General features: G+C 57.6%; 11 protein-coding genes and 1 pseudogene. 5 read left to right on the top strand and 7 right to left on the bottom strand.

Going from position 1 to position 12,139, the window contains the following annotated elements; translation table 11 throughout:
- The first annotated feature begins 97 nt into the window (after positions 1–97).
- Positions 98–820 carry a YfbU family protein gene (locus ACSQ9D_RS10260; RefSeq protein ID WP_436282143.1) on the top strand — a complete coding sequence of 241 codons (723 nt, stop codon included), beginning with the start codon at positions 98–100 and terminating at the stop codon, positions 818–820.
- 4 nt (positions 821–824) lie between these two features.
- On the top strand, positions 825–1,685 hold the full coding sequence (locus tag ACSQ9D_RS10265) for a hypothetical protein (protein ID WP_436282144.1): 861 nt from the start codon (positions 825–827) through the stop codon (positions 1,683–1,685).
- Positions 1,686–1,769: 84 nt separating this feature from the next.
- Here ACSQ9D_RS10265 and ACSQ9D_RS10270 read toward each other — a convergent pair.
- The 7 genes and pseudogenes from ACSQ9D_RS10270 to ACSQ9D_RS10300 form a co-directional block, all read right to left on the bottom strand.
- Positions 1,770–1,895, bottom strand: a pseudogene (locus ACSQ9D_RS10270) (SDR family oxidoreductase); the annotation flags it as partial.
- 127 nt (positions 1,896–2,022) lie between these two features.
- The gene (locus tag ACSQ9D_RS10275) at positions 2,023–2,256 is read right to left on the bottom strand and encodes a tautomerase family protein (RefSeq protein WP_436282145.1); all 234 of its coding nucleotides are present in this window, start codon (positions 2,254–2,256) and stop codon (positions 2,023–2,025) included.
- On the bottom strand, positions 2,256–2,522 hold the full coding sequence (locus tag ACSQ9D_RS10280) for a hypothetical protein (protein ID WP_436282146.1): 267 nt from the start codon (positions 2,520–2,522) through the stop codon (positions 2,256–2,258). The genes ACSQ9D_RS10275 and ACSQ9D_RS10280 overlap by 1 nt, the downstream gene beginning before the upstream one ends.
- 334 nt (positions 2,523–2,856) lie before the next feature.
- Positions 2,857–3,561, bottom strand: a complete 705-nt coding sequence (locus tag ACSQ9D_RS10285; RefSeq protein WP_436282147.1) for a dihydrofolate reductase family protein — start codon at positions 3,559–3,561, stop codon at positions 2,857–2,859.
- 54 nt (positions 3,562–3,615) lie between these two features.
- Positions 3,616–5,049 (bottom strand): NAD(P)(+) transhydrogenase (Re/Si-specific) subunit beta, encoded by a 1,434-nt coding sequence (locus tag ACSQ9D_RS10290; protein WP_436282148.1) that lies wholly within the window; start codon positions 5,047–5,049, stop codon positions 3,616–3,618.
- Positions 5,050–5,063: 14 nt separating this feature from the next.
- Complete coding sequence (locus ACSQ9D_RS10295) at positions 5,064–6,635, bottom strand: Re/Si-specific NAD(P)(+) transhydrogenase subunit alpha (protein ID WP_436282149.1); 1,572 nt, start codon at positions 6,633–6,635, stop codon at positions 5,064–5,066.
- Positions 6,636–6,791: 156 nt separating this feature from the next.
- Positions 6,792–7,784 carry a zinc-dependent alcohol dehydrogenase family protein gene (locus tag ACSQ9D_RS10300; protein WP_436282150.1) on the bottom strand — a complete coding sequence of 331 codons (993 nt, stop codon included), beginning with the start codon at positions 7,782–7,784 and terminating at the stop codon, positions 6,792–6,794.
- A 513-nt stretch (positions 7,785–8,297) separates the two neighbouring features.
- Between ACSQ9D_RS10300 and ACSQ9D_RS10305 the strand changes: the two genes are divergently transcribed.
- Genes ACSQ9D_RS10305 through ACSQ9D_RS10315 form a run of 3 tightly spaced genes read left to right on the top strand, consistent with a single transcriptional unit; the run spans position 8,298 to position 12,123 of the window.
- Positions 8,298–9,320 carry a sugar ABC transporter substrate-binding protein gene (locus ACSQ9D_RS10305; RefSeq protein WP_436283811.1) on the top strand — a complete coding sequence of 341 codons (1,023 nt, stop codon included), beginning with the start codon at positions 8,298–8,300 and terminating at the stop codon, positions 9,318–9,320.
- A 31-nt stretch (positions 9,321–9,351) separates the two neighbouring features.
- The gene (locus ACSQ9D_RS10310; RefSeq protein WP_436282151.1) at positions 9,352–10,875 is read left to right on the top strand and encodes a sugar ABC transporter ATP-binding protein; all 1,524 of its coding nucleotides are present in this window, start codon (positions 9,352–9,354) and stop codon (positions 10,873–10,875) included.
- Positions 10,876–10,905: 30 nt separating this feature from the next.
- Complete coding sequence (locus tag ACSQ9D_RS10315) at positions 10,906–12,123, top strand: ABC transporter permease (protein ID WP_436282152.1); 1,218 nt, start codon at positions 10,906–10,908, stop codon at positions 12,121–12,123.
- Positions 12,124–12,139 lie beyond the last annotated feature (16 nt).

Here is a 12,139-nt window from a genome sequence, read left to right on the forward strand (position 1 = left end):
CGACCTTATCGCAAAGAGGCCGCACCGTGAACAAGTTGCAATCGCCGTACATTCGCCGTACAATACGACAATACACCGGACCACACAGGAGAGAACCATGGTGCCGAAAACAGAACGCGTGGAATTGCGACTTGATGCCGATTTGATCGAACAAGTGGATTTTTGGCGCGGTGAGCAGGATGACCTACCCTCGCGCTCAGAGGCTATCCGCCGCCTCGTGGAAGGAGGGCTCACCGCTAAATCTCAACGGGATTTTCGACCGACAAACCCGGAAAAGCTCATGATGTGGATGCTAGCTCAAATTCGGCGCGAACAGCTCAGCGTGAGGAAGGATAGGAAAAACAACGAATTCGACACAAAAGATGTCGACCTTATCGAGCAGGCGATCTACGGCGGTCATTTCTGGGCGCTCGACTGGGAGATGACTGGCATCCTTCACAATCATGTCGACGACCCAAAACGGGTAAGCCTTGTCGTGGATGTGATGGACATGTGGAACTTCATAGAGCGAGCGTGCAAAAACTTCGGAGCTGCCGAGAAGAAGCGCCTTGTTGACGAGGTCGGCTCTTGGGCAGAGAACCCCAAATTCGCAGGGTTCGATGGCAACAACGAAGGGGAATATATGGGCATTGCGCAGTTCCTCGTGCAGAAACTGAACCGTTTCGAGGCCTTCAAAGGCCGGTCGATGAACTCCCACTCCCCGACTGTGGTGCGCTACGGCAAGATGGCCGCCCTATTCGACAACATTCGCGCGGGCCTTATCGGCCGCGAACTTAGTGTCGACGAGGTAATCAGGCTCCTCAAGCGCGAAGTGGCATAGGAGCGTGGCTTTATCTGAGATCGAGCAGGAAGCCATCGTTCTGAATGCCGTAATCGGCATGGTGGACGATATGGTCAACCATGCAATTTTTTGCCCACTGGGCGAAAACCGGCAGAACACAAACCTTCTTCCGCAGACGTCGCAGACGCTGCGGCAGTTCGGCACCCTTCTGAGGGACTTTCTGTCCCCGGTTACAGGTAAGGGAAAGGGAGGACTTCCATTCGGTTTGCCAAAGCCGGAAAACGGACCCAGGACCACCGATCACACCACGCTCTACTACCTGCGCCGCGTTTGTGAAAAGCCCTTGCTTGGTAGAGATATCCATCAAATGGCTTGTATCGTAGATGATTTCAGCGAGTGGCTTGAATCATACGCAACCGTTGACGGCGTCTGGCTAGGGAATATCGACGTAGAGGTGGATCTTCGCATCAAACGGATCGATTTTATCCGCATGAGCGGAGACATAGGCAAACACAACTTCCTACGTCTGGGCGGTCAGGCAAATAAATTACGCACGATCCTAGCGGAGAACGGGGTCACTATCGATGAAAGCGACGCCTACCTCGCACTGCCAGACTGTTGGGACTGGTTTCACACTCATTTGTTGGCCTATCACGCCAGCAACATCGCCGAATTTCTGAACAACATCCGGTATGCCATCCGACTGTATATCGACCCGATCGCGCGGGCAGGCTACCGACCCACCCGCATGGTCGATGGATTGCAACTCTATACATTTGAGCGACCGCAGGAATTCACGGACAAATTTGCGTGGGCACAGTATTTCAGTCTGATGCAAAGCACTCTCGAAAAACCAAACTTCCCGCCGTTCAGCGTATCGCAATCTTTCAAAAGTCAGTTCTGACGCCCTGCCAAGAGCAGTGCCGCGGTGCGGACCAGCTGACGCACGACCCGCACTGCCAAGGTTCTGCTCAGTCCCTCCTCGCCATTAACGGCTGGTGTGACCGCCATCGACGACCATCGCATGCCCAATGGCAAAGCCCGCGTCCGGAGAACACAGCCATAGCACGGCCGCCGCGATTTCTTCAGGCTTACCCAGGCGCGAAGATGAGCGGTTATGGAGCCAAGCGCGGCTTGGCCCACCTGGACTCTACACAAAGAGCGTTTACATTCAGCGTTAGTGCCAAGCCGGCATCGGGGCGGTGGCGACGAGCGTCACCGTCTTGATCGCTCGTTCTCGCTTAATCGACGGACGCGTAACCGGGCTTCTTGTAAAGAGTGTCCCTTTTCCCTTTGATCTCGGGGATGAAGACGTCACTTTCCCACCGAGCTTGCGGGACGTCCTCGATCGCTACTGAAATCGAACTGATGTCGCTTCCAAGCTCGGAGATCAGGCTATTGGCCAGCTTTTCTACCAACGCCTGCTTTTGAGCTTCCGTACGGCCCGAAATCATCTTCACGACTATGTGCGGCATCACATATACCTTTCCTGATGGGCGACCGGCGCAGGCGATGAAACCTGTATCTCCCCCGCGAGGTAATCTGACGATGCCAGTACGGTTTCGCGCGAAGTCTTTGCTATGATTTCCATTTGCTCCGCCCGCGCACAGTTGGCGGCGATAAGAGCTGCAGGAAATGCAGTTACCGCAACGAACAGCGCTGCAGGAAGAAGGCTTGTGGCAAGTCTGTTGGAGGGCTTTCCTACCGCTCGGCCGGTGGTATTCTCGTCAAGGTCGCACATGGCATAGTCTCCTGTTCAATCGGTGTGGCTATGGAATGCGGCGGGCCTTAGTGCGGAGGACCGTTCGCTCGATGCCGTCGGCACGGCAGCGCCGACTGGAAATGTTCGTGCAGCGCGTCAGATCACGCGTACTCGGGCAGATAGATAGTCATCTTTCTGGAACGGATTAGTCCGTCATTTCCGAATGCAGTTATGAGAATGCTTCATGAATGTTTCGCGACCGGCTTTTGATTCAGCGAAAGCGCGATCGGACATGCGAAGACGATCACGATCGCCGAAGCAAGAAACACTCGACCCACGCTCGATGCCCTCAGGCACAAATAGTGATCATTCGTCAGATCGACGGCTTGCTCGCTGCGTACCGGAGGTTAACCGCGCCGTGACCCAACTGCTGGCACTCGAGAAGCGACAATTCTACTTTGCCGGCCAGACCTTCTGAGCCGAACTCCACCACGCTGTCGGTGCCCGAGCGGGCTTCCAGGGCCGGTGCAACAATGAAGTTGAGTTCATCAACCAAACCACTGGCCAGCAGCGCGCCATTGGTGCCAGCGCCGCCCTCAAGGACGATCCGCTGGATACCCAGCTCACGGTTCAGGACACCCAACAGCTCGCCAACATCGAAGTCCGAACTTTCAGCGACCGCATATGAGACCCCGTCGGCTGCCAGCTCGGCGAGATAGCTGTCCGGGACATCCGCTCCGAGAAGGGCGACGATGTGATCACCGAAAAGGTCGGGCCCCTTGTAATGGACCGCACCCGATCGATCGATAGCGATGCCAAAGCTCTTGGCCTCACGGTTTGCAAAGTGCCAAGGTCTCTCGACGTTGTAGGGGGCTTCAGGCGCGTGAGGTACCCCCTTCGCCATCTCGGCCATCGTAACACGACCAACCATCCAAGCCTGGCACTGAAGCCCCTCGCGAACCTTCTCGCAAACCTTCGAAAAATCTGAACGGTCACCATCCGGAGACTTGGTCCACCTACTCGGATGGAGGCTTCCGTCTGGCGAGGTCAACATCAGACATGCAATATACGGCTTCAAGCGGGCACCTGCTCTTTCGATCCAATCGACTCGTCTCTGAGATGGAACGACACTCTACGCCATCAAGGGGATGAGGCCATCGATCGACTTCTTGGCATCCCCATAGAACATCCTCGTGTTGTCCTTGAAGAACAGCGGATTTTCGATGCCGGAGTAGCCGGTTCCCTGCCCCCGCTTAGATACGAAGACATGCTTGGCTTTCCAGACTTCAAGGACAGGCATACCGGCGATCGGAGAGTTCGGGTCTTCAAGGGCTGCCGGATTCACGATGTCGTTCGAGCCGATGACAATGACCACGTCTGTTGTCGCGAAGTCCTCGTTGATCTCGTCCATCTCGAGAACGATGTCATAGGGTACCTTGGCCTCGGCCAGCAGGACGTTCATATGACCTGGCAAACGTCCTGCGACGGGGTGGATCGCGAAACGGACGGTCTTGCCGGCAGCTCGGAGCTTTCGGGTCAGTTCCGAGACCGCCTGCTGAGCCTGAGCTACGGCCATTCCGTAGCCAGGAACAATTACCACGGTTTCCGCATCGTTCAGGGCTGATGCCACCCCTTCGGCGTCGATGGCGACCTGCTCGCCGATGATCTCCATTGCCGGTCCTTTGACGGAACCGAAGCCTCCGAGAATGACGGAAATGAAGGACCGGTTCATCGCCTTGCACATGATGTAAGACAGGATCGCGCCCGACGAGCCCACCAAAGCACCGGTTACAATGAGCAGATCGTTGCCGAGCGTGAACCCGATCGCCGCTGCAGCCCAGCCCGAGTAGCTGTTGAGCATCGACACCACGACGGGCATGTCCGCGCCGCCGATCCCCATGATGAGATGGTAGCCGATGAAGAAGGCGAGAAGGGTCATCACGCCGAGGGGCCAGATGCCTCCCTGGTTCACGTAGACCAAGAGAAGTATGAGCGACAAGATTGCAGCGCCAGCATTGAGGAAATGGCCGCCGGGCAACTTCTTGGCCTTGCCGTCGACTTTCCCAGCCAGCTTTCCAAACGCAACTACCGATCCGGTGAAGGTGACGGCTCCGATGAACACACCGAGAAAGACCTCAACCTTCATGATCGAAAGCTCGACCGCAGTTTTGTGGGCCAGAATACCCGCGAACCCATCGAGCATCGCACGCAGGCTCTCATCCATGACCGAAATCCGGGCGGCCTCCAGATGCGCGTTGAAGCCGATGAAAACCGCCGCCAATCCGACGAAGGAGTGGAGCGCGGCAACCAGTTGCGGCATCTCGGTCATCTGCACTCTGCTGGCCACGAAGTAGCCGAGTACAGCGCCGCCGGCGATCATCCCGCCGATTACGAGCCAGTTTCCGACGCCGGGTCCGAGGATGGTGGCCACGGCAGCAAGTGCCATTCCAACAATGCCATACCAGACGGCCCGTTTCGCACTTTCCTGTCCCGAAAGGCCGCCCAACGACAGAATGAATAGAACAGCCGCGGCGATATACGCTGCGGAGACAACACCGATTGTCATGATTTCCCCTCAGATCAAGACCGCTGGAACATGGCGAGCATGCGCCGTGTCACCAGGAAGCCCCCGACGATATTGATGGTGGCGATAAGTACGGAGACCGCCGCGAGTATCGTCACCAACCAATCGCTGGAACCGATCTGAAGCAGAGCACCGAGGATAACGATCCCCGAGACAGCATTGGTTACGGCCATCAACGGGGTATGCAACGAGTGGGAGACGTTCCAGATGACCTGGAAGCCCACAAAGCAGGCCAGTGCGAAAACGACCAAATGTGACATAAAGCTCGATGGAGCAAATGCGCCAAGGACCAACAAAAAGGCCGTTCCCACCGCGAGCAAAAGCCCTTGGCTCTTGGTCTGTGCACGAAAGGCAGCAATCTCCGTTGCGCGTTTCTCCTCGGGAGTAGGCTCTTTCGCCTTCTCCCGTGGCTTCTGCGCGGCGATAGCCTGGACCTTAGGTGGCGGTGGAGGGAAAGTAAGCCCTCCCTCGAATGCGACCGTTGCCCCGCGGATCACATCGTCGTCCATGTTGTGGACGATCCGACCATCTTTGCCAGGGGTCAGATCAGCCAACATGTGTCTGATGTTCATCGCATAGAGCGAGGAAGCCTGGGTTGCCATGCGACTTGGGAAATCAGTGTAGCCGATCACGACAACACCGTTCTCCGAGATAACCTTCTCGTCCGGACGCGTAAGGTCGCAGTTGCCGCCACGCTCGGCGGCCAGGTCGACGATCACCGAGCCCGGCTTCATGGCTGCGACCATGTCTGCCAGCCAGAGTTTGGGAGCGTCCCGACCTGGGATAAGCGCCGTCGTGATGACGATATCCACCTCGGGCGCTAGCTCGCGGAACTTTGCTAGCTGTTTCTCGCGGAACTCCGGCGACGAAGGCGCGGCGTATCCGCCGGTCGCCGGCCCGTCCTGCTGCTCCGCGAAGTCTAGGTAGACGAACTCGGCTCCCATCGACTCGATCTGTTCGGCCACCTCGGGTCGAACGTCGAAAGCCAGAGTGATCGCGCCCAGCGACGTCGCGGTACCGATTGCTGCAAGTCCGGCCACGCCGGCACCAATGACCAACACCTTCGCAGGTGGCACCTTGCCTGCAGCAGTGACCTGCCCAGTGAAGAAGCGCCCGAAATTGTTGCTGGCTTCGATGACTGCGCGATAGCCTGCGATATTCGCCATCGAAGACAATGCATCCATCTTCTGCGCGCGGGATATGCGAGGGACCATGTCCATTGCGATGACGTTGACGCCCTTCCCGACTGCCTGTTCGAGAAGCGGCCCGTTCTGCCCGGGGTAAAAGAATGAAATCAGGGTCTTTCCAGCAGCCAAGGCGTCAATTTCGTATGGCTGGGGCGGTCGCACTTTTACGACAACATCAGAGACCGAAAAAAGCGTCTTGCCGTCCGCGACGACCTCGACGCCAGCCGCTCGGTAGGCTTCGTCGGTGTATCCCGACGAAGCCCCTGCGCCACTCTCCACAAAACACTCGTGACCGAGTTTCACAAGTTGCTTTGCACTGTCTGGTGTGAGAGCCACTCGAGCCTCTCGGTCGAGGGTCTCCTTTGGAGATCCGATTTTCATTTGGGTTCTGCCCTAAAGCGAGCGCGGTAAGTCGCGACGATGGAACGACGCCCTCTCGGGCGTCGGTTGCAGTGTTGCATGATGTCGATGGGAACTGCGGGCGCGCTCTTCGGCGCTTGTGCGAACGAGCGCTGCCCTGCGGCCACGAGTGCCAGGCTAGTCAAATACGAAGACGCCCTTGCCGATCTTTCGTTGCTCGAAGAGAGCGTACGCTTCAACGGCATCATCCAGCCGGAACTGGTGAGTGAACAGGGAATCCAGATCGATCCCTCTTTCCGCAACAAATCCAGCGCATTCGTCCTGAAGGTTCTTGTTGAAAGTGAGAGAGCCTACGAGGTTCTTCTGCTTGGTGATGAGTTCGTTGCATTCGAATTGCATCGAGCCATGGACCCCAACCAGGCAGGTGGTGCCCCATTGCTTGATGGCTCGCAAGGCTTGCTCGCGCGCACCAGCATTGGAACTGCATTCGATCGCCTTGTCGGCACCCAGGCCACCCCTGGTCAGGTCACGGATGGCCTTTACGGGATCGTCCTTCATCGGGTTTATGACGAAGTCAGCACCGAACTTCTTCGCCATTTGAAGGCGCTCGTCGCCTACGTCCAGTGCAATAACGCGAGCCCCGAAAGCCTTCGCGAAGAGTGTGCAGCTAAGCCCGACCGGCCCCTGGCCGAAAATGGCAATCGTCTCGTCCGCGAGCAGGTTGACCCTCTTCAGAGCCGCGTAGGCCGTACCGCTGCCACATCCAACAGCCGCACCCGCGTTGAACGAGAGTTGCTCGGGCAATTTGATGATCGTATGAGCCGGCACCTTCATGAAAGGTGCATGCGCACCGTGGCCGTTTCCGCCAAACGCAATTCGCGTATGATCGCAGTTCTGCATCCACCCCGTTCGGCAATTCGAGCAGGTCCGGCAGCCATCGTAGTGATAGACCATCACGCGATCGCCAACTCGGGCTTCCCACGGGCGGACGGCTGAGCCAACTTCTTCAATGATCCCACAGGGCTCGTGGCCCTCAATGACGATCTGATCCTCGCGTCGCTTGGGCTCATTGAGATGGTTCAAATCGCTTCCGCACATTCCCGACGACTTGATCCGCACTACGACTTCGTCTGGGCCAGGCGTTGGATCCGGGAAATCCCGGAATTCCATTTTGCCTTCTCCAAGAAATACCAGACCTTTCATACGGGGATCCTCCACATGCCGTTTTGAGCTGATCGGGCACGCTCAAGCGAAAGCCCTCTCTGAACTATCCACGCTGGTTACAAATCTGGATGTCCAGCACAATAGGAGGAGGGTCACAAACCGGCTGGGCACTCAGCTGGCTATAGTGTTTTGTTATATCGCGATAGCGACCGTTTCGGCACTTCAGAAGCGCATCCCTTTGGGATCATTACGCCTGCGGCTGGGGCACCCAGAACGCATATAATTCCGCATTATACCCCTTCTGCCGCGCCACTGTTTTGAGCGGTTCTAGCATGTTACCGAATTGATAACGGGACAGCTGTGCAAGGTGGCACACCGGGGGAAAACGCCGCTCTTTCAAGGCTACGGATCATTTGGTCCCTAGCGACTTTGGTTTCAAGCGACCAGGCACAGAATACCGGAATTACAGGTACCGGAAGCTCAGTCTCAACGCACTCGGCGACCGAACGGCAACACTGCATTTGGGAGGATTCCATGCACGCTACACAGAACAGATATCGCACGCACTCCAAGTCCGTATCGGGATCGATCTTTCGGTCGTCGGCTATCGCACTGACAGCTCTTCTCTTTGCCGGCTCTGCCATGGCAAAGGACCTGACGTTCGGGTACGTCCCGGCCAGTCTTGAGTATCCCTACAACGTCATGACGGCAAAAGGCTTCGAAGAAGCCGCTAAAGAAAAGGGCGTAAAGACGGTCGTTCTCGATCCCCGCGGAAGCGTCGAAAAGCAGGGTAACTCCCTCGACGATCTGCTGTCTCAAAAGGTCGACGCCATCGGCTTTCTCCCGCTCGACTCCGTCGTGGCGGAAGGGTTCGTAGACAAGGTCAACGATGCAAAGGTGCCGATTGTCGCCATTGCACTCCAAGTCGGCGACTCCGCAAAACGCAAGCTTCAGGACCCCTATCCGGGTCTTTCGGCCCTTGTTGCCACGGACAATTATCAATCCGGTGTTGTTGCCGGCGAGATGGCGGCTGGCCTGTTGCCTAAGGACAAGACGGCTAAAATCGGCATCGTTATGGGCGATCCTGCCTATACGATCGTCAAGCTCGACACGGATGGCTTCAAAGCTGCCCTGGATAAGGCTGGTGCAAAATACCAAATCGTCGCCGAGCAGCCTACCAACTGGACACCGGACGAGGGTGAGGCGGTTTGCCAAAACTTCCTGACAGCTCACCCCGACATCGACTTGATCTTCAGCCACGCCGACGACATGGCGATCGGGTGCGCCCGCGCAATCGACGCATCCAACTCCAAGCCTAAGCTCATCGCCACGGGCGGTGGGTCGAAGCTCGGCCATGACGCGATCCTCGCAGGCGAAATGTATGGTTCGGTCTGCACGCGGCCCAAACTCCTCGGCAAGCTGATGTTCGATGCCATGTACGAGGCGGCGACAAAGCCCGAAACCGCCAAAGGTCGCTTCGTGTCTTACGACATGCCGCCGATCACGAAGGAAACCATCGACTCCTGCCCTGAGCAGTGGTGAGATCTTTCGATTGATGAATGGGAGGTGTCCTATGCAACACGATAACCCTATCATGCAATTACGTGGTGTTGTTAAGGGATTTCCCAATGGCACTCTTGCCCTGCGCGGTGTCGATCTCGACATCGAGCAGGGTAAGGTCCACGGCCTGCTCGGCGCAAACGGAGCTGGCAAATCCACGCTGATCAAAATCCTGTCGGGCGCTTATTGGGCCACCCTGGGAGAGATCATCTGGCGCGGCAAGCCCATCAAGTGGGATAGCCCCAAGGCTGCCAACGACATGGGCGTTGCGACTGTCCACCAGCACATTCCGTTGGTCCCCACTCTTTCGGTTCTCGAGAACATTTATCTCGGGAACCGGGGGCTATGGCGGCTCGCGTCGAGTAGCCGCCGCGACTACGAAGAACTGTGCCAGCGTATCGGTTATCGGCTCGATCCCGATGCCCTGGTCGGAAACCTATCCATCGGCGAGCGCCAGATGGTCTCGATCATGACTGCCGTTGGCACGGGTGCCGATCTGATTGTCATGGACGAGCCAACAGCCTCGCTTGCAGCCGAAGAACGCGAACTCGTTTACGCGACCGTGCGTCGGCTGTCGAAAGGCGAGAACAAGGCGATCCTGTTCGTCAGCCACTTCCTTGATGAAGTAATGGCCCTCACCGACCAAGTGACGGTTTTGCGCGACGGGACCGCTGTGCTCCGTGCCAATACAGCCGATCTGGACGAAGACCGCATCGCCGAAGCGATCGTTGGCAAACAGATCGTAGCACTCGAGCGCCAAGCCCAGGGGCGGGAGCCAACAACAGGCAAGGCTCGCCTGCAACTGCAGAACCTTGCCTCCAAGGGGCGGTTTGGCCCGATTTCGCTCGACGTCGCCCGTGGCGAGGTCATCGGCGTTGCCGGCCTTCTCGGTTCGGGTCGAAGTGAGCTTCTGCACGCAATCTACGGGTCCGATCACGAAGCGACGGGAACTGTGCTCTTGGACGGGGAGACTGTCCCGAGAAACACTGGTGCGGCCGTGAAAGCCGGTATGGGCATGGTCCCTGAAGACCGCATGGCCCAAGGCCTCGTGCCGGATTTCGAGATTTGGCGCAACACCACCCTGCCCGCGCTCGGCGGCGTCTCCGTGATGAACTCAATGCCGATCGAGGATCGTGAGCGCGAGCGCGGTTGGGAAGCTATCCGCATGCTTTCGATCAAAGCAAGTTCCCCGGATATTCTGGTCAAGGAACTCAGCGGCGGCAACGCACAGAAGGTGACGATCGCCAAGTGGCTTTTCAGTGATGTGAAACTGTTCCTGCTCGACGAGCCTACGGCCGGTATCGACATCGGAGCAAAGACGGACATTCTGCGGCTCGTCCGCAAATTGGCAAGCCAAGGTCAATCCGTCATCATCGTCTCGTCCGAGTTCGAGGAACTTCTGGCAGTGTCGGACCGCATCATCGTGCTGAGGGACGGCCAATGCGTAGCAGTACGCGACACCCATAAAACATCTGAACACGAATTGCTTCTGCTTGCCGGCGGGCAGGCCGCTTCCGTTGAAGCTGCCGTCCACTAACCGGCATCGTTGAGAAAGCGAGAAAATATCATGAACACGATCACACATAGTCCAGCCGAGAAGGTGCCGGAGGTTTCCCAGGTGCAGACTGTATCGCCAACCACCAACTGGCGTCGCATGTTCGGCCTGCGCGAGCGCGGTGTCTACTACGCCTTGCTCTTGTTGATCACGGTGCTGACGCTGCTCACCACCTACCTCGGCCAGGCAAACTACCTGAGCGTTCTGAACCTCTCGAACGTGGTCTATCAGTCTTCGCTCATGGCTATCATGGCAGTCGCGATGACGGTGGTGCTGATCAGCGGCAATTTCGACCTCTCGGTTGCATCGGTCGCCGCACTGGCGGCTGTGATCCTAATCGGGAACGCCGACGCCATCGGGTTTATTCCGGCCGCGGCCTTAGCGATGGCGGTCGCGATGGCTATCGGCCTCATCAACGGTTCGATCGTCCAGTTTCTCGGCATCAATGCGTTCATTGTCACGCTCGGCACGATGACAGCAGTGCGAGGCCTTGTCCTCATCTATACCGACGGACGTTCATTGTCCGCGTCCGAGCCGAATGTCATCGAAACGATGAAGGCTTTCGAGGGCGGTCGCCACGACGGCTTCTGGCTGATCTTGGCCGGTGGTGTCGTTCTGTTGGCCCTGGGCATCATTGGCTTGATCAAGTCAGTGAATGGTAAGACGCCGCTGCGCCCGTCCGCGGTCGGGATGACGATTGGCGGAGCTGGCTTCCTTCTGCTTGCCTGGGCATCCGGCGGCGAACTGACACTTCGCAACCCCGTCATTTATCTGGCGATCTTCACGACGATCGTCTGGTTCACCCTCAGCTTCACGATGGTTGGGCGGCGACTCTATGCTGTCGGCGGTAACTCCGAAGCAGCGCGCCTCTCCGGCATCAATGTCCTTCTGTACAAGCTCATGGCATTCGTCTTTTGCAGCGGGACGGCCGGCTTCGCAGGCATCCTGTTTGCAAGCCGCCTTCGTTCGATCAACCCTGCGGGACTTTCGGGCGCGGAGCTGACGGTCATCGCCGCGGCCATTCTCGGTGGCACTTCCTTGTTCGGCGGTGCAGGCAGCGTGATCAAGACGCTTGCTGGCGCTCTCCTCCTCTTCTCGCTGACCAACGGCTTCAACATGCTGAACCTCGGCGCGAACTGGCAGGGATTGATCGAAGGGATCGTCGTGGTGGTAGCTGCGGCCATCTACACGGTCGGTGGCAATAAGTCGAAATCAAAGACCGGCGGCTGACCTGACAACCATCCCG

The sequence above is a fragment of the Rhizobium sp. LjRoot258 genome, from assembly GCF_964254185.1.
Taxonomy (GTDB): domain Bacteria; phylum Pseudomonadota; class Alphaproteobacteria; order Rhizobiales; family Rhizobiaceae; genus Rhizobium.

What these genes read in the sequence shown, in the direction of transcription:
- ACSQ9D_RS10260 (WP_436282143.1), top strand. Translation starts at nt 98, where the DNA reads ATGGTGCCGAAAACAGAACGCGTGGAATTGCGACTTGATGCCGATTTG.
- ACSQ9D_RS10275 (WP_436282145.1), bottom strand. Translation starts at nt 2,256, where the DNA reads ATGCCGCACATAGTCGTGAAGATGATTTCGGGCCGTACGGAAGCTCAA.
- ACSQ9D_RS10280 (WP_436282146.1), bottom strand. Translation starts at nt 2,522, where the DNA reads ATGTGCGACCTTGACGAGAATACCACCGGCCGAGCGGTAGGAAAGCCC.
- ACSQ9D_RS10290 (WP_436282148.1), bottom strand. Translation starts at nt 5,049, where the DNA reads ATGACAATCGGTGTTGTCTCCGCAGCGTATATCGCCGCGGCTGTTCTA.
- ACSQ9D_RS10295 (WP_436282149.1), bottom strand. Translation starts at nt 6,635, where the DNA reads ATGAAAATCGGATCTCCAAAGGAGACCCTCGACCGAGAGGCTCGAGTG.
- ACSQ9D_RS10300 (WP_436282150.1), bottom strand. Translation starts at nt 7,784, where the DNA reads ATGGAATTCCGGGATTTCCCGGATCCAACGCCTGGCCCAGACGAAGTC.
- ACSQ9D_RS10310 (WP_436282151.1), top strand. Translation starts at nt 9,352, where the DNA reads ATGCAACACGATAACCCTATCATGCAATTACGTGGTGTTGTTAAGGGA.
- ACSQ9D_RS10315 (WP_436282152.1), top strand. Translation starts at nt 10,906, where the DNA reads ATGAACACGATCACACATAGTCCAGCCGAGAAGGTGCCGGAGGTTTCC.